This window comes from Novosphingobium sp. Fuku2-ISO-50 (assembly GCF_001519055.1).
Taxonomy (GTDB): domain Bacteria; phylum Pseudomonadota; class Alphaproteobacteria; order Sphingomonadales; family Sphingomonadaceae; genus Novosphingobium.
The window spans coordinates 199,523-218,535 of record NZ_KQ954287.1 but is presented as its reverse complement, the minus strand read 5'-3'; the positions used below and the strand labels follow the sequence as shown (position 1 = coordinate 218,535).

Sequence of the window (19,013 nt, the reverse complement as noted above, 5' to 3'; positions counted from 1 at the left end):
CGGGGCGCGAATGTCTCGCGCCGGTCGGATCATCGGGGTTTGTGGTCATGCTATCCAGGCGTCTTGTTCAATCCCTTGCTCTTGTATCGGCGATCGCGCTGACGCCGACCGTGGTCGGCGCCCGATCGCCGCATCGCGTCGCGCATGACGATCATGCGCCGGTCTCGGCGGGCGAGATCGCTGCGGCCATCGGCGATCCCGCGCGTCAGCCCGACAATCGTGCGCTTGATGCCGGGCGCCTGCCCGATGCCATGCTGGCCTTTGCCAAATTGCGCCGGGGCGACGTCGTGGCCGACTGGGGCGCGGGCGGCGGGTATTATTCCGAGTTGCTCGCCGATGCGGTCGGGCCGAGGGGCCTCGTTTACGCGATCGGCGTCGCGGCCAACTACGATGCGGCGAAATGGCAGCCGATACTGACTCGCCATGCCAATATCCGGCCGCTCTATGTGCCCGGCGAAGCGCAGGCGCTGGCCCCTGCCAGCCTAGACGTGATCTTTGCCCATCTCGAATATCACGATCTCTACTGGTCGTCGGCGAAGTATCATTACCCCGTGCGCGACGTCGATGCGGTGTTGCGCAACTGGTTTGCGGCCTTGCGTCCGGGCGGGCGGGTGATCGTGATCGATCATGCTGCGCTGCCCGGCGATCCGCGCGAAACCGCAGGCAAATTTCACCGTATCGACCCGGCGCGGGTGCGCGCGGACTTTGCCCGGGCCGGTTTCGTGCTCGACGGGGAAAGCTCTGCGCTGCACCGCGAAGACGATCCGCATACGGTGCCGGTGTTCGATCCCGGCGTGCGCGGTCACACCGATCGGTTTGCCTTTCGCTTCGTCAAACCGTGAAAGCCTGTGAATCCATCATTAGTTATCGGCAACATTCTGGAGTTATCGGTAACATTCTGGTTTTCAAAGATTTTTGAACACCTGCAAAAACTGCATCCGAAGCGGCCTATTTCGCACTTGCACAAAAACCGGGTGCACTGCATATAGAGCATGCCTTTCAGGCATCCTCTCCCAAACTTTTCAGCCCGGCCGGAAACGGTCGGGCATTTTTTTTGAGTCAATCCAGCTGACTGGCCGGCCGGCTGGCCTGCGACCTTGACGCAAGGGCGCGCATTGCGTATCCGCCGCGGCCTGATTCCCGAGTGCGGCCCGGTTGGGCGGGTGGATTCGTTTGCCCTGCTCCTTTCCGATCCTGTCTCGTCCATTCGAACATAAAAGAGCATACCCATGAAGCGCACTTTTCAGCCCAGCCTTCTTGTTCGCGCCCGTCGTCACGGTTTCCGCGCCCGCACCGCCACCGTCGGTGGTCGCAAGATTCTGCGCGCTCGCCGCGCCCGTGGTCGCAAGAACCTCTCGGCCTGACCTCGGCTCAGGGCGAATCGGGCCGGGACGGATCGGGGTCTGCCTTGCAGGGCGATCCCGCCGCTGACCCGAAGCCTCTGCGCTTGGGCATGATCCGCAAGCGCGCGGATTTCGTTGCCGCAAACCATGGAGTCCGGGTCGCGAGGCCCGGCTTTGTGCTTTTGGTGCGCCCCGCTGCGCCTGTGATCGACGGTGCCCGCTTTGGCGTGACGGTTACGCGCAAGATCGGCAATGCCGTCATGCGCAACCGGATGAAACGGCGGTTTCGCGCGTTGCTGCGCGATCTTCTGCCGCATCTGGGGGTGGCCGGTGCCGACCATGTCCTGATTGGTCGCGAAGGCGGGATCGAGCGTGATTTCGCGGCCCTGCGCGCCGAGCTTGAAGCGGCGCTGATTCGTGCGGCTGCGGGCAAAGGCGATCCGCCGCGCCGTCCGCGCCCGAATAACGGCAAGCGCCGGTGAAGCGCATTCTGATCCTTCTGGTCAAGGCCTGGCAGATCGGGCCTTCAGCGGTCATGCCGCCGACATGTCGCTACATGCCAAGCTGTTCCGCTTATGCGATCGAGGCGCTTGAACGCCACGGTGCGTTTAGGGGTGGTTGGCTGACGTTGAAGCGGCTATTGCGCTGCCACCCGTGGGGTGGGAGCGGGTACGATCCGGTGCCCTAGAAGAAACAGGTCGTTTGGGGCAGATGTCGTCCCGTTCGTTTCTTGTGCCCCCAAACCGACACAAATGACGCGAGGCAGAGTGCAAAATCAGCGCAACATGATCTGGGCGGTGGTCCTGATGGGGGTCATCCTGATCGGCTGGGACCTGGGTCTACGCTATTTCTATCCGCACCTCGGCGACAAGCACGCGGTAACGGCGGCGCCATCGGCGGCCGCTCCCGTGCCGGCGACCGGCGCTCCGGCCCGGCCGACGGCCAATGCCGCAGCCCCTGCGGGCAGCGATGCCGCCCCGGCCAAGCCGACGCGCGAAGGCGGATTGCAGGTAGCCGAAGACCAGGCCGCCGAGGCGATCGACCTCAGGGCTGCGCTGGCCGCGCCGACCCGCGTTGCGATCGATGCGCCGGGGGTCAAGGGCTCGATCAATCTCGTCGGGGCGGTGCTCGACGATCTGACGCTCAACCGCCATCGCGAAACCAGCGATCCGAACAGCCCGCCGGTGCGGCTGTTTTCCCCCGCCGGCAGCCCTGCGCAGCATTTTGCGCAAGTCGGCTGGGTCGGGGACAACGGTCTGGCGACGCCTGCGGGCAACACGCTGTGGCAGGCCGACGGCAAGCGTCTGACGCAATCGACCCCGGTTACCTTGCGCTGGGCCAATGCCACCGGGCAGACGTTCACGATCCGCTATGCGATCGATGCCAATTACATGCTGAGCGTGGCGCAAAGCGTGACCAACGCCGCGCCCGCGCCGATTACCCTGCGCCCCTTTGCCCTGGTCAATCGCACCGACCGCACTGCCAGCCTCGATACGTGGCAGGTCCATTCGGGCCCGATCGGCGCGTTTGACGGTACGGTCAATTTTGCGAGCCATTACAAGGATATTGCCGCTGCGGGCGAAATCGCTCCGGCGGGCCAGGCCAATTGGATCGGGTTTACCGACATCTATTGGCTCTCGGCGCTGATCCCGGACGGCAATTCGCGCCCCGCGGGCAGCTATCGCGCGCTGGGCGGCGGACTGTTCCGCGCCGATCTCGTCTATCCCGCAGTCACCGTCGCGCCGAACCAGACGACCAGCCAGTCGCTGCGCGTCTTTGCCGGCGCCAAGGAAAACAGCGTGCTCGAAGCTTATGAAAAGCAGGGCATCGCCAATTTCTCGCTGACGATCGACTGGGGCTGGTTCCGCTGGTTTGAAAAGCCGATCTTCTGGCTGCTCGATTCGCTGTTCAAGGCGGTCAAGAATTTCGGCGTGGCGATCATCCTGCTCACGCTGATCGTGCGCGGGGCGATGTTCCCGGTGGCGCAGCGCCAGTTTGCCTCGATGGCGGCGATGCGCGCGATCCAGCCCAAGATGAAGGCGATCCAGGAACGCTACAAGGACGACAAGCCGCGCGCGCAACAGGAAATCATGGCGCTGTACAAGGAAGAGGGGGTCAATCCGCTTGCCGGGTGTCTGCCGATGTTCCTCCAGATTCCGGTGTTCTTTGCGCTCTACAAAGTGCTCGTGCTGACGATCGAAATGCGGCATCAGCCGTTTGTCGCCTGGATTCACGACTTGTCGGCGCCCGATCCGACGCATGTGCTCAACTTGTTCGGCCTCCTGCCGTTTACTCCGCCCGGTTTCATGGGGATCGGTGTACTGGCGATCGCACTCGGCGCGACGATGTGGCTGCAGTTCAAGCTTCAGCCCGCAGCGATGGACCCGTCGCAGCAGCAGGTCATGTCGCTGATGCCGTGGATGATGATGTTCGTCATGTCGACGTTCGCCTCGGGACTGCTGATCTACTGGATCACCTCGAACCTGCTGACGATCGCGCAGCAGCGCTATCTTTACAGCCGTCATCCGCAATTGAAGGCGCAGGCGGCGAAGGATCAGACCGACATCGATCGCCAGGTCAAACGTGACGGCAAATCCGGCAACGAGAAAGTCTGAGCATGGTATCGCGCACCGGACCCGATGAAGAAGGCCTGCGCCTGATGGCGCTTGAAGAGCGCGCCAGCGCGCTCTTTTCGGGGCGCGTCGATTTCCTCAAATCGGCACCTTCGCTCAAATTCCTGCCCGATCCCGGCGCGCCCGAGATCGCCTTTGCCGGTCGGTCGAATGTCGGCAAATCCTCGCTGCTCAACGCTGTGACCGGGCGCAAGTCGATTGCACGCGCGTCGGTCACGCCGGGGCGGACGCAGGAACTCAACTGGTTTGAAGTCGGCGATCCGACTGTGATGCGGCTGGTCGACATGCCCGGCTATGGCTTTGCCAAGGCCCCGCCCAAAGTCGTCGAAGCCTGGCGCAAGCTGGTGCGCGATTTCCTGCGCGGTCGCGTCGTGCTCAAACGCACGCTGTTGCTGATCGATGCGCGGCACGGGGTGAAGCCGGTCGATGCCGAGATGATGACGATGCTCGACGAAGCCGCTGTCGGCTATCGCATCGTCCTGACCAAGGCGGACAAAGTCCGCGCCGACGAGCTTGCCGCCGTCCATGCGGCGACCGAGGCCGTGGCGCGCAAGCATATCGCCGCTTTCCCCGGCGTGATGATCACATCGGCGGAAAAGCGCACCGGCATCGCCGCGCTGCGCGCCGCGATCCTCGAAGATTCGGAAATCTGAAGCACGCACGAGCCCACGGTCGCAGGGGGGTGGGGGTGATGTGATGATGAAGCTGGTGATCGGCAATCGCAGATATTCGAGCTGGTCGTTGCGCGGCTGGCTGGCCTGTCGTCAGTCGGGCCTGCCGTTCGATGTCGAGCTGGTCCCGCTGTTTGGCCCTGACTGGGCTGATGTGCGCCGGGCGAACCCCGCGATTGCGCCGTCGGCGGGCAAAGTGCCGGTGCTGTGGGACGGCGCGGGCGTCGTGTGGGACAGTCTGGCAATCCTCGAATATCTGGCCGATCGGGTCGGGCGCGAACGGTTCTGGCCGCGCGGGGACGAAGCGGCGGGGCTGGCCCGGTCGCTGGTGGCGGAAATGCATGGCGGGTTTGCTGCATTGCGCGGCGCGCTGCCGTTCAATCTGGGGCGCAACGGTGCGCCTGTTGCGCTGGCGCCGCCGGTCGTGGCCGACGTCGATCGTATCCTGACGCTTTGGGCCGAGGCGCGGGCGCGGTTCGGCGAGGGCGGCCCGTTTCTGTTTGGCACGTTCGGCGCGGCCGATATTGCCTTTGCGCCCGTCGCGCTGCGCATGATCGGCTATGGCGTGCGGCTGCCGGGATTTGCGCAAGGCTATGTCGAGGCGTTGAACGAGCATCCCTGGATTGCCGCCTGGCGTGCCGAAGCCGCTGCCGAACCCTGGCGCATCGAATGCTACGAATTGCCGGAAAGCCCGATTGCATGATCCTTGACGACACTTTGCCCGATCCGGTCCTGCTGACCGAACGTCTGATCGCCTGTGACAGCGTGACACCCGCCACCGGCGCGGTCTTTGCCGAGCTTGCCGGGCAACTGGCCCCGCTGGGCTTTGCCGTGCATCGCTTCACGGCCGGAGAGGCGCCCGACGGGCCGGTCGAAAACCTCGTGGCGGTGCGCGAAGGGCCCGCCGGGAGCCGCCATTTTGCCTTTGCCGGGCATCTCGATGTGGTGCCGCCGGGCGAAGGCTGGACCAGCGCCCCGTTTGCGCCCGAACGGCGCGGCGATTTGCTCTATGGGCGCGGCGCGGTCGACATGAAGGGGGCGATCGCGGCCATGGTCGCGGCGGTCGCGACGATTCCCGTCGAGGCCGGCACGATCAGCTTTCTGATCACTGGTGACGAGGAAGGGCCGGCGCGCTTTGGAACGGTCGAAATCATCGCCCATTTGCGCAAGGTGGGGCATGTGCCCGACGTGTGCCTGGTGGGGGAGCCGACTTCGGTTCACCGGCTGGGCGACATGGCCAAGATCGGGCGGCGCGGCTCGGTCAACATCTGGCTGACGGCGCGGGGCGCGCAGGGGCATGTCGCCTATCCGCATCTCGCCGACAATCCGATTCCCCGGTTGATCGCGCTGCTTGCCGAACTCGATGCGATCGAGCTTGATCGGGGCAGCGAGTGGTTTCAGCCGTCCAATCTGGAAGTGACCGATCTGGGCGTGGGCAATCCGGCGACCAATGTTATCCCGGCCGAAGCGCGGGCGCGCCTGTCGATCCGGTTCAATGATTTGCACACCGGGCCTGACCTTGTCGCGCGGGTGACTGCGATGGCCCGGCGCCATGGCGTCGAGGCGAGTGCGGTGATTTCCGGCGAGGCGTTCCTGACGCTGCCCGGCGCGTTTTCGACGCTGGTGTCCGATGCGGTTTTGACGGAAACCGGGATCACGCCGGAATTGTCGACGAGCGGCGGCACCTCGGATGCGCGGTTCCTGCGCGCGCTGTGTCCGGTGATCGAATTCGGCCTGTCCAACGCGACGATGCACAAAAAGGACGAAGCCGTGGCGATGGACGATCTCGTCGTGCTTGCCCGGATCTATCGCCGGATCGCCTTGGCCGCGTTAGCGCAGGCGGCGTAACACGATATAGACCGCGCCCGCGCCGCCGTGGCGGGGGCTGGCGGCGCGCACGGCGGCGATCTGCCCGGCGTGCGGGCTGTGGGCGAGCCAGTCGAGCAGCTTGGCGCGAATGGCCCCGCGCCGTTCGCCGCGCTGGTCGTGGTCGCCGTGGGGGCGAGGCTTGCCCGCGATCAGCAGGATCACCCGCGCACCGATGGCCAGCGCCTGCGCGATGCCGCCGTTCAGCCGGGCATGCGCGGTGTCGAGCGTCATGCCGTGCAAATCGATCGTGACATCGGGCACGATGGCGCCGCGCGCCAGCTTGCGGTCCCAGCTACCGTCGAGCCCTTCGCTGGTCAGCGGGCGCGAAGCTGGCGGCGGCGGGGCTGGTGGCACGAGCGGCGGCGGCACGCGCCCGCGCACGCGTTTGGCTGGCGGGGGGGCAGGCGCGGCGACGGGCGGCGGCGCGGCAACGATTGCAGCGGGCGGCTTTGCGGCGGGGGGATGAAGCGGGGTGACTGTCGCGGCGACTTTGCGCCAAAGCGCCGCTTCGTCTGCGCTCAACCCGCGCGGCGGGCGTTTCATCGGGCGCGGAGACGGGCAAGCACGCCGCGCGGGACAAGGATCAGCGCCTGACCGTGCGCGCTCATGCCCCCAGCGATGTGGCGCGCCTCCGCGCCGGCGCCCCAGAAGCTGTCGAACCGGTTTGCGCCCTTGATCGCGCCGCCGGTATCCTGTGCGACCCACAGGCCGCCGACATCGGGCCGGTCGGTGGTCAGGAACACCGGCGCGCCGAGCGGCACGAAAGCGGGATCGACCGCGAGTGTGACGCGCGGGGTTACCGGAACCGACAGCGCGCCGACCGGGCCGGTGGTCGGATCACCGGCAATCGCCGTGGTGTCGCGGAAAAAGATGAAGCTGCGGTTTTGCCGCATCAGCGCACGGCCTTGCGCAGGGTTTTCGCGGATATAGCGCAAGATACCCTGCATCGATCCCGCATATTGACCAGGGCCGCTGCCGATCAGGCCCAGGCCGTTCATCACGCTGCCGATGCCGGTATAGGCCCAGCCGTTTTCGCCGGCATAGCCGATGCGCATGACCGTGCCGTCGGGCGCGCGCAGCCGACCCGAGCCCTGAACCTGGAGAAAGAACAATTCCGCCGGGTCCGCCGCCCAGCCGATTTCAAGACCCTTGCCGGCAAGGGCGCCGTCCTCGATCTGCGCACGATCCCAATAAGGCACGAAAATGCCATTGGCATCATAACGACCGAGCGGTTGCCGACCGTCGGGCCCGGGCGGCGCATCGCCGGGCCGCGCGCGCACGAGGTCGGGTGGCAAGCGATAGATCGGCACGTCAAATCCGGGCAGATGGCTGCGCGAACCGGCAATTTCCGGCTCGAAATAGCCGGTGACATACGTCGTGCCGGTGCCCACGATGGCGGTTTCGAACCATGTCGCAAAAAAGCGCGCGGCATCGTCGCGCGGCCAGGTGCCCGCGGCCTGGCAGGGCGCTGCCCAATCCTGAGGCTGGGTCAGCCCGCTGGTATCGGGGCGCAGCGATGCCCGCGCACAGCTCGCGGCGAAGGCATTGAGTGCGCGGCGCGCGCCCGAGAGGGGTATCGTCAGGCCGGGCAGGGGCGGGCCACGGCGCACGCCGATCGAGACTGCATTGGCCGCCACCACCGGCTTTTGCTGCTTTGCAGGCGGTACGATCTGGCCACAGGCCGACAGGAGGGAAAGGGCGAGCACAAGCGCCGCCGCACGTCCCCCGGCAATCCGGCCCATCATGGATCAGCCCTGGTCGGCTTCGTCGAGCTGCCAGTCGGGGTCGCGCGAGGTCAGGTCGCGGGTAAACGTCCACAAATCGCGGCTTTCGATCGCGTCGTCGAGCGATCCGGCGATGACTGCGCCTTCGCCATTGCGCGTGACCGAGGCAATGTCGGCGACGAAGCGCACCGCGATACGCGCGACCGGCGCGGAATAATCGGCCGAGACGATGCGGGCATCGTTGATGCGGATAAGGCGCGCGTCGACCGTTTCGCCAGCTGCATTGCGGGCGTCGATTGCGGCGGCAAAGCTGTCATAGACGGCGTGTTCGCACAATTGCGCCAGCGCGTCCTTGTCGCCGCGCCAGAACGTTTCGAGCACCATGCCATAGGCGGCTTTGGCTCCGGCCAGGAACATCGTGACGTCAAACCGGCGATCGGCCGCGATGATCGCGCGAATGCCTGCTTCGGCATTGGCGTCGAAGCAGGTCGGCTCGACAGCGATTCCCGCCGAGCGGGGCGCGATCGTGGTCTTGTCCGCCAGCTTTGACGGCATCGCGCGCGGCGTCGCCTGCGGATCGGCCTGTTCGAGCCGACGGCGCAGCGGCTCGTCGCTTTCTTCCAGGCGACGACCGAGCACGGCGTAAAGCCGCAGGCCCAGAAATACGGCGATCATCGCCACGATGACAATTTCAACAATCACGCGCCAAATTCCCGCTTGGGTGTCCGGGCGGCGACAGGAGCCAAGAATCGCACCCCTGTCGAAACAACCGACACTTATAATGCCCGAGATAGATACGATTTACAAATGAACAACCGATGGACGAGCCTTTGTTGCGTTTCCGTGGCAAAAAAGCGCGCAGCCCACCCCAAAAGTCCTGTTTGCGGGATCGGCCAACACGTCTGGCGGCGGTTGCCGATGGCCGATGCAGGTGCTAGGCGCGCCGGTCAGGGCGGGGCGAGGCGCATGCGGCCCATCCCGACGCGAAATTCACGCCAGATACCATGAAAGCACGATCCATGGCCGACGAAGGCAACATCATCAGCAATCTCAACCTTGATCAGGGCGCGCCGCTTGCCAACGGCGAAGACACCAGCCCGGCGATCGGGTTCATCTCGCAATATGTGAAAGACCTCTCGGTCGAAAATCCCAACGCGCCCGATAGCTTCCAGTGGGCCGAAACCCCGGAAATGCAGATCGATTTCAACATCGCCGCGCGCACTCTGGGGCCCGACGTGCATGAGGTTGAACTCAAGATCAAGGCCGTCTCCAAGACCTCGCAGGGCACCGCCTATATCGTCGAACTGGCGTTTGGCGGCCTGGTCGCGATGCGCAATATCCCCGATGATCAGGCGCATCCGTTCCTGTTTGCCGAAGCGCCGCGCATGCTGTTCCCGTTTGCCCGCCGCGTCATTGCCGATGCGGTGCGCGATGCCGGGTTTGCCCCGCTGATGCTCGAGCCGATCGATTTCAACGGGCTCTATTTCGCGCAGTTGCAACAGCAGGCCGAAGCCGCCGTTGCCAACCCGATGGGCGAAGCCTGATCGTGCCGGGGGGCGGCAGAGCCTCGGACCGCCGCCCCCCCGCTCCTCTGCCAGCCATGCCCGACCATGAATCTGCTTAAGGCCACCGGAACGATCGGCGGACTGACGCTGATCAGCCGCGTGCTGGGACTGGTGCGCGACAGCCTGTTTGCGCGCTATGTCGGGGCGAGCTTTGCCTCGGACGCGTTTCTGGTCGCGTTCCGTTTGCCCAACATGTTTCGTGCGTTGTTCGCCGAAGGGGCCTTTGCCTCGGCGTTCATCCCGATGTTCAATCAGAAAGTGGCCGATCCCGAAGGGCGCGGGCTGGACGATGGTCTGGTCTTTGCCGAACAGGCGCTGGCGGTGCTCCTGCCGACGCTGCTGATGATGACCGTGCTGCTCGAAGTCTTTGCCTGGCCGGTGACCTTGCTCCTGTCGGGCAAGTTTCATGGTGTGAGCGAGAGCGAATTTGCCTTTGCGGTCAATTGCTCGCGCTGGACCATCCCCTATCTGATGCTGATCAGCCTCGTGTCGCTGTTTGGCGGCATCCTGAATTCGCTGCACAAATTCTGGGTCAACGCGGCGGCGCCGATCCTGCTCAATCTGACCATGATTGCGGCGATCATGCTGTTTCACAGCCACGATCCGATGATCACCGCGCGCAACCAGTCGATTGCGGTGTCGGTTTCGGGCGCGTTGCAACTGGTCTGGCTGGGCTGGGCCTGCCGCATGAACGGGGTCAGCTTGCGGCTGCGGCTGCCCCGGCTCAATCCCGATGTCAAACGGCTGATGATCCTGATCCTGCCGGCGGCCGCAGGCGCGGGCGCGGCGCAGATCAATCTGACGATCTCGACCCTGCTTGCCTCGTCGTTGCTCGATCACGGCTCGGTCACGTATATCTACATGGCCGACCGGCTGAACCAGTTGCCGCTGGGGCTGATCGGGATCGGGCTCGGCACCGTGCTGCTGCCCACGATTGCGCGCCAGTTGGGCGCGGGCGAGGATCTGGCCGCGCTTGATACGCAAAATCGCGGGATGGAGCTGGCGCTGTTGCTGACTTTGCCGGCGACGGTGGCGCTGGTGGTCTGTGGCGAGCCGATCGCGGCGGCGCTGTTCGGCTATGGCCGCTATACGCCGGAAAATACGCATTTTACCGCGCAGGCCCTGGCTGCGTTTTCGATCGGGCTGCCCAGCTATATCCTCGTCAAGGTACTCACGCCGGGGTTCTATGCGCGGCAGGATACGAAGACGCCGGTGCGCTTTGCGATGATCTCGATCGTGATCAATCTGGTGGGCAATCTGGTGCTGATCGTGCCGCTCAAACATATCGGCCCGCCGCTGGCGACCGCGATCGCGTCGACGGTCAACGTCTGGATGCTCTATCACCGGCTGGTGCGGCGCGGGCATTTCATCGCCGATCGCCGCTTGCGACGCCGCGCGCCGCGCCTGCTGCTGGCGGCGCTGGCCATGGGGGCGGTGCTGTGGCGCGGGCAGATGCTGATCATGCCCTATGTCCATGGATCCTGGCTGATGCGTTTTGGCGCGCTGGCGACGCTGGTTTGCGCGGGCATGGTGGTCTATGGCCTCGCCACAGTCGTCATGGGGGCTTTTTCCCGCGATGACCTCGCCCTGCTCTTGCGGCGCCGCCGCCCTTCAAAGTCATAAGGTCTGACGTCAATGCGTATCGTTTCCGGCATTCAGCCTACCGGCAATCTTCACCTCGGCAACTATCTCGGGGCGATTCGCAACTGGGTGGCGATGCAGGACGAATGGACTGCCAAGGGCGCGACCTGCCTGTATTTCCTGGCCGACCTGCATGCCATTTCGATGCCGCATGTGCCGGCCGATCTGGCAGCCAACACGCGCGAAATGGTCGCCGCGCTGGTTGCCTGCGGGATCGATCCCGATCGTTCGGTCCTGTTCAATCAGGCGCAAGTCCCCGCTCATGTGGAGCTGCAATGGCTGCTCAACGGCACGGCGCGGATGGGCTGGTTGAACCGCATGACGCAATGGAAGGACAAGGCGGGCAAGAACCGCGAAGGCGCCTCGGTCGCGCTGTTTACCTATCCTGTGCTTCAGGCCGCCGACGTCCTGCTGTATCAGGCGACGCATGTCCCGGTCGGCGAGGACCAGAAACAGCATCTCGAACTCGCGCGCGATGTCGCGCAGAAGTTCAACAACGATTTCGCCAGCGAAGCCGCGCCGGTGTTCACGCTGCCCGATCCGATCATCCCTCCGCAGGCCGCGCGAATCATGAGCCTGCGCGACGGCAATGCCAAGATGAGCAAGTCCGATCCCTCGGATCAGAGCCGCATCAATCTGACCGACGATGCCGACACGATCATGCAGAAAGTGAAAAAGGCGCGGACCGATCCCGAGCCTTTGCCGAGCGAAGCCGCCGGGCTCGAAGGCCGGGCCGAGGCGCGCAATCTGGTCGGGATCTATGCGGTGATGTCGGGCCGCGATGTCGATTCGATTCTCGCCGAATTCGGCGGGCAGGGATTTGGCGCGTTCAAACCCGCGCTGGGCGAATTGCTGGTCGAACGGTTGGCGCCGATCGCCGCGCGCTATCGCGATCTGCGCGAGGATCACACCACGCTCGACGCGATCCTGGCCACAGGCGCGCAAAAGGCGCGCACACTCGCGCAGCCGACGCTCGATGCGGCTTATGCCGCGCTTGGGCTGGTCAGGTGAGCCGTACGATCATGGGGGCTGGTCAAGCTGCATAAGCTGGGGCAAATCTCCTGCTACGGACTTCGCGAAGGGTTGGGGCGGTCTGCCGCGTTCAACCTTTGCCGATGTCAGGCCTGGGGCATATTTATACCGTCAGCCCGCAGGTTCGCATGAGATCCCGGTTCGGCAGGGGAAGCCGGGTCGATCAGGAGTTGGATGAAATGCCGATACCCAAGACGTTTCCGTTTCGCCGGATCGCGGCAATCGCCCTGCCGATGGTTCTGGCCGCCACATTGACCGGCGGCCTGTCGGGCTGTGCCGAACCGTTCAATGCCAATGTCTCGCGGTTTCAGCATGAACTGCCCGCGCCTGCCGGTCAGACGTTTGCCGTGGTTGCCGAAGATCCGCGCAATGCGGGCGGGCTGGAATTCGCGCAATACGCCGGGCTGGTCGGCGAACAACTGCACAAACTGGGCTATATCGCGGGCGATCCGGCGACGTCGGACCTTGTCGTCGAATTCGATTATGGCGTCGACAAGGGCCGCGACAAACTCAGCATGTATGGTCCGGACCCGTTCTGGGGCCCCTGGCACGGCTATGGCTATGGGCGCGGCGGGTTCTATGGCTCACGTCACTTCTGGGGCTATGGCCTCTATGACCCCTGGTTCAACGACGTCAGCGTGACGACGGTCTATACCAGCGGTATCGAAGTGCGGATCAAGCGCCGCAGCGACGGTCAGCGGCTGTTCGAAGGCAAGGCGGAGGCCGTCTCGACCTCGAACCGCCTGCCCTATCTCGTGCCCAATCTGGTCGATGCGCTGTTTACCGGCTTCCCCGGCAAACCCGGAGAAACCGTGCGCATCTCGATCCCGCCCGAAAAGAAGAAGTAAGTCGGGGCGCATTCCTCCTCCTCGAGTCGGGGAGGAGGAGGCGCTTAACCCGGCAGCGCGGAGAGATTTTCGCCCGAAGCGACACCGGTCGAGCCAAAGCCGCCTTCGCCGCGCGCGGTTTCGTCGAGCTGTTCGACTTCGAGCCATGTGGCGCGGGTGACCGGGGCCAGCACCAATTGCGCTATGCGGTCGCCGCGCTGCACGACAAACGTCGTGTCGCCATGGTTGATCAGGATGACTTTCAGCTCGCCGCGATAATCGCTGTCGATCGTGCCCGGCGTGTTGGGCACGGTGACGCCGTGCTTCAGCGCAAGGCCCGACCTTGGGCGGACCTGGATTTCAAACCCCGCCGGGATCGCCACGGCAAGCCCTGTAGCCACGGCCTGGCGCGCACCCGGCGCAATCGCCACGTCTTCGGCGGCGACCACGTCCATTCCGGCGGCGCCATCGGTGGCATAGCCGGGCAGCGGCAAGTCGTCGTTGCCGGGCAGGCGGCGGACAAGAACGGGAATCGGATCAGGAGAGTGCATCGGCCACCTTTGCAATGATTGCGCGCGCCACTTCGGCTTTTGGCATGCGCGGCAGACTGTCCACCCCGGCGGCGGTGACGATGTGGACCGTGTTGTCCGCGCCGCCCATGACATCGCCCGACACGTCGTTGGCAATGATCCAGTCGGCGCCCTTGCGCGCCAGTTTTGCCTCGGCATGGGCGATGACGTGCTCGGTCTCGGCGGCAAAGCCGATCAGCAGGCGCGGTTTCAGCACGGCATGCCCGAGCCCGGCGAGAATATCGGGGTTTTCGACGAGTTCGAGCGGCGCGATGCGGCCCGTTCCGTCCTTTTTTCGCTTTTGCCCGGCCGCGTCGGCGACACGCCAGTCGGCCACGGCCGCGACCATGATCGCGACATCGCAGGGCAGGGCGGCATCGACCGCTTCGGCCATTTCGCGCGCGGTTTCGACATCGACACGGCATACCCCCGGCGGCGTCGGCAGAGCGACCGGCCCCGCGATCAGCGTGACTTGCGCCCCCGCCTCGGCGGCTGCGGCGGCCAGGGCAAAGCCCTGCTTCCCGCTCGACCGGTTGGCGATATAGCGCACCGGGTCGATCGGTTCGTGAGTCGGCCCGGCGGTGATCAGGACATGTTTGCCCGCCAGGGCGCGCGCCGCGCCAAATCGTGCCCGAATCGCGGCCATGATCGCTTCGGGTTCGGGCAGGCGACCGGGGCCGAATTCGCCGCAGGCCATGGCGCCTTCGTCGGGTTCCATCACCGTGACGCCGCGCGCGCGCAGCGCCGCGACATTCGCGATCGTCGCTTCGTGTTGCCACATCCGCACGTTCATCGCGGGCGCGGCCATGACCGGCTTGTCGGTGGCGAGCAGCAGCGTGGTGGCCAGATCATCGGCCATGCCCGCCGCCATCCGCGCCATCAGATCGGCCGTCGCCGGGCAGACCACCACCAGATCCGCCTCACGCGAAAGGCGGATATGCCCCATTTCGACTTCGTTTTTGAGATCCCACAGCGTGGTGTGGACCGGGTTTTCGCTCAGCGCCGCGAGCGTCAGCGGGGTGACGAAGCGCGTTCCCGCCTCGGTCAGCACGCACGTCACGTCGGCGCCTTCGCGGCGGATCAGGCGCACGAGTTCGGCGGCTTTGTAGGCGGCAATGCCGCCGCCGATGACAAGCAGGATGCGCCGGGGAAAATGCAGCATGGCTGCTTCTTGCATTGGCGCGGCGGCAGGCGCAATCATTTTGGCAACCGACCGGCAACCGAATTGCCCGCAACCGAATTGGAAACCATGCCGATGCGCCTTGCCCTCACCGCTCTCATATTCCTGATCGGCCTGTTCGATCTGCTCATGGCCGCCTCGTTTCTGTTTACTCCGCTCGAAGTGGCGCAAGGGCTGGGCGTCGTTCCGGTGGCGAGCGCGGGAATCTCGACCATCCGTGCGGATTTCACCGCGTTTTTCGGTGTGGCCGGGTTTGCCATGTTGTGGGGCGCCTGGCGCCGCAATGCCGATCTCTTGCTCGTACCGATGCTGCTGTTTGCGGTGTCGTTTCTGGGGCGCGCGCTCGATCTCGTGCTGACCGGGCCTTATCCCGGCTGGCCGGCGCCGATGGCGGTCGAAGCGATCGAAGTGCTGCTGCTGCTCGCCGGTTGGCGCTTTTTGCCGCACCACCGCATCGCCGACCTGACGACCTGAAAGTCAGGCTGTCGCGCGGCGACCGGGCTTGAAGCGATCCGCAAGGCGCAAGACCATGCGCTGCGCGGGTCGCTCGATCCAGCGATGCGAGGCAAATCCGGCAAGCAGCGAGGCGCCGACAAAGATCAGCAGGAACACCGGCTGGCGAAATACCATGCGCGTGCCAAGCGTCGCGTCGACCAGCAGCACCAGCGCCAGTTGCAGCGGAAAATGCCAAAGATAGATGCCATACGAGGCATCGCCCAGTTTCCGGCCAAGCCGCAGCGCGTCGTTGCGGTCGACAAGGTCGATCGCCAGCGTGGCAAACAGCACGGCAAATGTGCCCGCCAGGATTGCCGCATCGTGGCCATGGACTTTCATCCCCGACAACGCATAGCCCGCAAACGCCAGCACCGGCGCCAGCACGACCAGTCGCGGCGCATCGAGCCAGCCTTTGAGCACCGCGCCATAGACCGCCGCGCCGGCAAAGAAATAGCCGATGCAGCTGACTACCGGGACCAGCTTTGCCGCCAGCGCCTGCGGCGGGGCATCGGGCGGCAGGATGTTGTCGAAGACCAGCGCAAACATGGCCAATGCGACCGGCGCAGCCAGCGCCAGCGGCATCCGGCGCAACGCAGGCAGCAAGACCCAGAATGCCGCATAGGCCAGGATTTCGGTCGACAGCGACCAGGACGGACCGTTGTACGACTGGTTGTCCTGAAAACCCCAGTAATGCGCCATGCCCAGATTGAGCAGGAAATGCTTGAAATCCTGATGGTGATAGATGAACGCGGTGCCGTTGGTGTGGGTATAGATCCCCTGCAGCACCGCGACGACCATCAAGGTCAAAAGGTGCAAAGGCCACAGCCGCGCCAGCCGCGCCAGCCAGAACCGTCCGCGCGCACCCATGTCGGCAAGATAGACATGGGTAAAGACGAATCCCGACACCGCCCAGAAATATTCCACCGCGACATGGCCATAGTCATAGACCCAGGCAAGTTCGCGATAAAACGGCGCGATCGAGCGGCGGACATGGAATTCGAAATCCACCGGCGGCACGAAAAAATGCTGGTAATGCCAGAACAGCACCGCGCAGGCTGCCAGCAGCCGTGACAGGTCAAGCGCGTTGAAATGCCGCTTTGGCAGGCGCAGGCCGGCCACGTCAGCCCCACCAGCCCGAGGCTAGACCCAGGACAAAGATCGCCGCGCCGATCCCGGCGGCAGCCAGATGCGTGGCGATCGTGCTGACCCAGCCGGGGCCCTGGCCCCCGGCGCGCCTGTCCCACATCAGCGCGATGTCGGGCAGCGGCGGCGCTTCGGGCGCGCCGCCCTTGGCCGGGAAACGGTCCTCGATACGGCGAATGAGGTCGGGTATGCGCAACAGCGTCGCGGTATCGTCGCGAAGGCGTTCGGCAATCGCGGCCTCGGGCCCCAGTTCGTCGCGGATCCAGCTTTTCACAAACGGCGCGGCGGTGTCCCACATGTTGATCTGCGGGTCGAGCTGGGTGGCGATGCCTTCGACCATGACCATGGTCTTTTGCAGGAGCAGCAAGTGCGGCTGTGTCGCCATGTCGAAATCGCGCGTGATCGCAAACAGGCCGTCGAGCATTTGCCCGACCGAGAGCTCGCTGACCGGGCGCCCGCGCATCGGCTCGCCCACGGCGCGCAGCGCGGTCGCGAATTCGTCGACCGAGTGATAGCTCGGCACATATTGCGCCTCGAAATGGATTTCGGCGACGCGGCGGTAGTTGCCCGTGGTCAGGCCATAGAGGATTTCGGCCAGCCATTGCCGTGCGCGGCGGTCGATCCGCCCCATGATGCCGAAATCGATGGCGACGATCGTGCCGTCGGCGGTGACGAACAGGTTGCCCTGATGCATGTCGGCATGGAAATAGCCGCCGCTGATCGCCTGGGTCAGAAAGGCAAGCACCAGCCGTTGCGCCAGATCCTTGCGGTCATGGCCTGCGGCATCGAGCCGATCGACATCGCTGATCTTGATGCCGTCGATCCAGTCGAGCGTCATCACCCGGCCATTGGTACGATCCCAATCGATCGCCGGCACGCGATAGCCGGGAAAGGCGTGCATGACATCGGCCAGTTCCGAAGCGGAGGCCGCCTCGCGCCGGAAATCGAGCTCGCGCAGTGTCCAGCGGCGGAAATTGGCAATCACCAGCCGCGGGCGCAGCCGCCGCGCTTCACCGTCGAGCGCTTCGAGATGGGCCGCAGCCCATTCGTAAGTCTCGATATCGCGGGCGAATTTCTCCCGCACGCCGGGGCGCAGGATCTTGACGGCGACATCGCGCCCGTCGATCGTCGTGGCGCGGTGCACTTGCGCGATCGAGGCAGCGCCGACCGGCTCGGGATCGAATGTCGCAAACAGGCTTTCGAGCGGGCGTTCAAAGCTCGATTCGATTTCATGCCGGATCGCGGCGAAATCGACCGGCGGCAATTGATCCTGCAATGTCAGCAGATTGCGCGCGGCCTCTTCGCCGACGATGTCCGGACGTGTGGCGAGCGTCTGTCCCAGCTTGATCGCCGCCGGGCCAATTGCGCGAAACGCCCCGGCATAATCGGGCAACGCGGGCTGGATCGTGCCGAAACGCGCAATGCGGCACAGGCGGCGCACGGGCCCCGGCGTGTTGCGATCGCGCTCGATGCCGCGCAGCGCGCCATGGCGGGCGAGGATCCGGCCCCAGCCCAGCAGGCGGCGGATATGGACAAGGTCGGAAATGGCCAAGCGTATGGTCCCTTCAGACCTTCCAGCCGGAATGGATTGCGACCAACCCGCCCAGGATCGGTTCGACTTTCACCCGGCTAAAGCCGGCTTCGCGAATCATGGCGGCAAAGGCCGGCATCGGCGGGAAACGCCGGATCGATTCGATCAGATAGCGGTACGAATCGGCGTCGTCGGCGATGATCTTGCCGATCTGCGGCACGACATGGTGCGAATAGAGATCATAGATTTCGGCAAAACCGGGCCATTCGGTGGTCGAAAATTCGAGGCAGAAGAACCGCCCGCCGAATTTCAGCACGCGATGCGCCTCGGCCAGCGCGCGATCGATATGGGTGACATTGCGGATGCCGAACGCGATCGTATAGGCATCGAAGCGGCGATCGGCGAAATCGAGTTGCTCGGCATTCTGGCACGACCATTCGAGCCCGGTAATTCCGCGCTTTTCCGCGCGTTCGATGCCGACGTCGAGCATGTCCTGATTGATGTCGGACACGGTAATCGCGGCGCCGCGCCTGGCCATGCGAAAGGCGATGTCGCCGGTGCCGCCGGCCATGTCGAGAATCGATTCGCCCTGCTGCGGCTTGACCCGCGCGACAAAGCGATCCTTCCACAGCCGATGCATGCCGCCCGACATGGCGTCGTTCATCACGTCATAGCGCTTGGCCACATTGGAAAAGATCGCGCCGACACGGGCGACCTTTTCCTCGGCAGGAATGTCCTCGTATCCAAAGGAGGCGGTTTCGGCAGGCGCGTCGCTGGTGGTCATGGACAG

General features: G+C 64.9%; 21 protein-coding genes. 13 read left to right on the top strand and 8 right to left on the bottom strand.

Features of this window, described 5'->3' with window-relative positions:
• Positions 1-47: 47 nt before the first annotated feature.
• From AQZ50_RS06710 to dapE, 8 genes are all read left to right on the top strand, one after another.
• Positions 48-842: a class I SAM-dependent methyltransferase gene (locus tag AQZ50_RS06710; protein ID WP_067744769.1), complete on the top strand. Its 795-nt coding sequence runs from the start codon at positions 48-50 to the stop codon at positions 840-842.
• A 387-nt stretch (positions 843-1,229) separates the two neighbouring features.
• Positions 1,230-1,364, top strand: a complete 135-nt coding sequence (gene rpmH / locus AQZ50_RS19995) for a 50S ribosomal protein L34 (RefSeq protein WP_082703454.1) — start codon at positions 1,230-1,232, stop codon at positions 1,362-1,364.
• Positions 1,365-1,453: 89 nt separating this feature from the next.
• On the top strand, positions 1,454-1,825 hold the full coding sequence (gene rnpA / locus AQZ50_RS06705; protein WP_082703480.1) for a ribonuclease P protein component: 372 nt from the start codon (positions 1,454-1,456) through the stop codon (positions 1,823-1,825).
• Positions 1,822-2,031, top strand: coding sequence for a membrane protein insertion efficiency factor YidD (gene yidD / locus AQZ50_RS19990; RefSeq protein WP_082703453.1), 210 nt, complete (start codon positions 1,822-1,824; stop codon positions 2,029-2,031). Before rnpA ends, yidD begins: the two co-directional genes overlap by 4 nt.
• A gap of 79 nt (positions 2,032-2,110) precedes the next feature.
• The gene (yidC, locus tag AQZ50_RS06700) at positions 2,111-3,958 is read left to right on the top strand and encodes a membrane protein insertase YidC (RefSeq protein WP_067744398.1); all 1,848 of its coding nucleotides are present in this window, start codon (positions 2,111-2,113) and stop codon (positions 3,956-3,958) included.
• 2 nt (positions 3,959-3,960) lie between these two features.
• A complete protein-coding gene (gene yihA, locus AQZ50_RS06695) occupies positions 3,961-4,629 on the top strand; it encodes a ribosome biogenesis GTP-binding protein YihA/YsxC (protein WP_067744396.1) in 669 nt (222 codons plus the stop codon).
• A 46-nt stretch (positions 4,630-4,675) separates the two neighbouring features.
• On the top strand, positions 4,676-5,350 hold the full coding sequence (locus tag AQZ50_RS06690) for a glutathione S-transferase family protein (protein ID WP_067744393.1): 675 nt from the start codon (positions 4,676-4,678) through the stop codon (positions 5,348-5,350).
• Positions 5,347-6,495, top strand: a complete 1,149-nt coding sequence (gene dapE, locus AQZ50_RS06685; protein ID WP_067744390.1) for a succinyl-diaminopimelate desuccinylase — start codon at positions 5,347-5,349, stop codon at positions 6,493-6,495. Before AQZ50_RS06690 ends, dapE begins: the two co-directional genes overlap by 4 nt.
• Here the strand turns inward: dapE and AQZ50_RS06680 are convergent.
• The 3 genes from AQZ50_RS06680 to AQZ50_RS06670 are packed head-to-tail and all read right to left on the bottom strand — an operon-like array spanning position 6,478 to position 8,942.
• Positions 6,478-7,059: a Smr/MutS family protein gene (locus AQZ50_RS06680; RefSeq protein ID WP_067744388.1), complete on the bottom strand. Its 582-nt coding sequence runs from the start codon at positions 7,057-7,059 to the stop codon at positions 6,478-6,480. The two genes, dapE and AQZ50_RS06680, sit on opposite strands and share 18 nt — an antisense overlap.
• Entirely contained in the window at positions 7,056-8,261 is a 1,206-nt protein-coding gene (locus AQZ50_RS06675; RefSeq protein ID WP_067744385.1) for a murein transglycosylase A, read from the bottom strand. The genes AQZ50_RS06680 and AQZ50_RS06675 overlap by 4 nt, the downstream gene beginning before the upstream one ends.
• A 3-nt stretch (positions 8,262-8,264) precedes the next feature.
• Entirely contained in the window at positions 8,265-8,942 is a 678-nt protein-coding gene (locus AQZ50_RS06670) for a Tim44/TimA family putative adaptor protein (protein WP_067744382.1), read from the bottom strand.
• Positions 8,943-9,259: 317 nt separating this feature from the next.
• Between AQZ50_RS06670 and secB the strand changes: the two genes are divergently transcribed.
• The 4 genes from secB to AQZ50_RS06650 all read left to right on the top strand — a co-directional run bounded on the left by secB (position 9,260) and on the right by AQZ50_RS06650 (position 13,326).
• The gene (gene secB, locus AQZ50_RS06665; RefSeq protein ID WP_067744379.1) at positions 9,260-9,784 is read left to right on the top strand and encodes a protein-export chaperone SecB; all 525 of its coding nucleotides are present in this window, start codon (positions 9,260-9,262) and stop codon (positions 9,782-9,784) included.
• 66 nt (positions 9,785-9,850) lie between these two features.
• Positions 9,851-11,428 carry a murein biosynthesis integral membrane protein MurJ gene (murJ, locus tag AQZ50_RS06660; RefSeq protein ID WP_067744376.1) on the top strand — a complete coding sequence of 526 codons (1,578 nt, stop codon included), beginning with the start codon at positions 9,851-9,853 and terminating at the stop codon, positions 11,426-11,428.
• A gap of 12 nt (positions 11,429-11,440) precedes the next feature.
• Positions 11,441-12,457, top strand: coding sequence for a tryptophan--tRNA ligase (gene trpS / locus AQZ50_RS06655; protein ID WP_067744373.1), 1,017 nt, complete (start codon positions 11,441-11,443; stop codon positions 12,455-12,457).
• Between the two features lie 200 nt (positions 12,458-12,657).
• Positions 12,658-13,326 (top strand): DUF4136 domain-containing protein, encoded by a 669-nt coding sequence (locus tag AQZ50_RS06650; protein WP_067744763.1) that lies wholly within the window; start codon positions 12,658-12,660, stop codon positions 13,324-13,326.
• Positions 13,327-13,370: 44 nt separating this feature from the next.
• On the opposite strand, the gene dut is transcribed toward AQZ50_RS06650, so the two are convergent.
• The gene (dut, locus tag AQZ50_RS06645) at positions 13,371-13,856 is read right to left on the bottom strand and encodes a dUTP diphosphatase (RefSeq protein ID WP_067744371.1); all 486 of its coding nucleotides are present in this window, start codon (positions 13,854-13,856) and stop codon (positions 13,371-13,373) included.
• A complete protein-coding gene (coaBC, locus tag AQZ50_RS06640) occupies positions 13,843-15,036 on the bottom strand; it encodes a bifunctional phosphopantothenoylcysteine decarboxylase/phosphopantothenate--cysteine ligase CoaBC (RefSeq protein ID WP_067744760.1) in 1,194 nt (397 codons plus the stop codon). The genes dut and coaBC overlap by 14 nt, the downstream gene beginning before the upstream one ends.
• Positions 15,037-15,129: 93 nt before the next feature.
• Between coaBC and AQZ50_RS06635 the strand changes: the two genes are divergently transcribed.
• Entirely contained in the window at positions 15,130-15,528 is a 399-nt protein-coding gene (locus AQZ50_RS06635; protein ID WP_067744749.1) for a hypothetical protein, read from the top strand.
• Positions 15,529-15,531: 3 nt separating this feature from the next.
• Here AQZ50_RS06635 and AQZ50_RS06630 read toward each other — a convergent pair whose 3' ends face one another.
• The 3 genes from AQZ50_RS06630 to AQZ50_RS06620 are packed head-to-tail and all read right to left on the bottom strand — an operon-like array spanning position 15,532 to position 19,007.
• Positions 15,532-16,668, bottom strand: coding sequence for an acyltransferase family protein (locus AQZ50_RS06630; protein ID WP_067744368.1), 1,137 nt, complete (start codon positions 16,666-16,668; stop codon positions 15,532-15,534).
• A gap of 1 nt (position 16,669) precedes the next feature.
• On the bottom strand, positions 16,670-18,244 hold the full coding sequence (gene ubiB / locus AQZ50_RS06625; RefSeq protein WP_067744365.1) for a 2-polyprenylphenol 6-hydroxylase: 1,575 nt from the start codon (positions 18,242-18,244) through the stop codon (positions 16,670-16,672).
• A gap of 13 nt (positions 18,245-18,257) precedes the next feature.
• Complete coding sequence (locus tag AQZ50_RS06620; RefSeq protein ID WP_067744363.1) at positions 18,258-19,007, bottom strand: class I SAM-dependent methyltransferase; 750 nt, start codon at positions 19,005-19,007, stop codon at positions 18,258-18,260.
• Positions 19,008-19,013: the final 6 nt, after the last annotated feature.

What these genes read in the sequence shown, in the direction of transcription:
- AQZ50_RS06710 (WP_067744769.1), top strand. Translation starts at nt 48, where the DNA reads ATGCTATCCAGGCGTCTTGTTCAATCCCTTGCTCTTGTATCGGCGATC.
- rpmH (WP_082703454.1), top strand. Translation starts at nt 1,230, where the DNA reads ATGAAGCGCACTTTTCAGCCCAGCCTTCTTGTTCGCGCCCGTCGTCAC.
- rnpA (WP_082703480.1), top strand. Translation starts at nt 1,454, where the DNA reads ATGATCCGCAAGCGCGCGGATTTCGTTGCCGCAAACCATGGAGTCCGG.
- yihA (WP_067744396.1), top strand. Translation starts at nt 3,961, where the DNA reads ATGGTATCGCGCACCGGACCCGATGAAGAAGGCCTGCGCCTGATGGCG.
- AQZ50_RS06690 (WP_067744393.1), top strand. Translation starts at nt 4,676, where the DNA reads ATGAAGCTGGTGATCGGCAATCGCAGATATTCGAGCTGGTCGTTGCGC.
- dapE (WP_067744390.1), top strand. Translation starts at nt 5,347, where the DNA reads ATGATCCTTGACGACACTTTGCCCGATCCGGTCCTGCTGACCGAACGT.
- AQZ50_RS06680 (WP_067744388.1), bottom strand. Translation starts at nt 7,059, where the DNA reads ATGAAACGCCCGCCGCGCGGGTTGAGCGCAGACGAAGCGGCGCTTTGG.
- AQZ50_RS06675 (WP_067744385.1), bottom strand. Translation starts at nt 8,261, where the DNA reads ATGATGGGCCGGATTGCCGGGGGACGTGCGGCGGCGCTTGTGCTCGCC.
- secB (WP_067744379.1), top strand. Translation starts at nt 9,260, where the DNA reads ATGGCCGACGAAGGCAACATCATCAGCAATCTCAACCTTGATCAGGGC.
- murJ (WP_067744376.1), top strand. Translation starts at nt 9,851, where the DNA reads ATGAATCTGCTTAAGGCCACCGGAACGATCGGCGGACTGACGCTGATC.
- trpS (WP_067744373.1), top strand. Translation starts at nt 11,441, where the DNA reads ATGCGTATCGTTTCCGGCATTCAGCCTACCGGCAATCTTCACCTCGGC.
- AQZ50_RS06650 (WP_067744763.1), top strand. Translation starts at nt 12,658, where the DNA reads ATGCCGATACCCAAGACGTTTCCGTTTCGCCGGATCGCGGCAATCGCC.
- dut (WP_067744371.1), bottom strand. Translation starts at nt 13,856, where the DNA reads ATGCACTCTCCTGATCCGATTCCCGTTCTTGTCCGCCGCCTGCCCGGC.
- coaBC (WP_067744760.1), bottom strand. Translation starts at nt 15,036, where the DNA reads ATGCTGCATTTTCCCCGGCGCATCCTGCTTGTCATCGGCGGCGGCATT.
- AQZ50_RS06635 (WP_067744749.1), top strand. Translation starts at nt 15,130, where the DNA reads ATGCGCCTTGCCCTCACCGCTCTCATATTCCTGATCGGCCTGTTCGAT.
- AQZ50_RS06620 (WP_067744363.1), bottom strand. Translation starts at nt 19,007, where the DNA reads ATGACCACCAGCGACGCGCCTGCCGAAACCGCCTCCTTTGGATACGAG.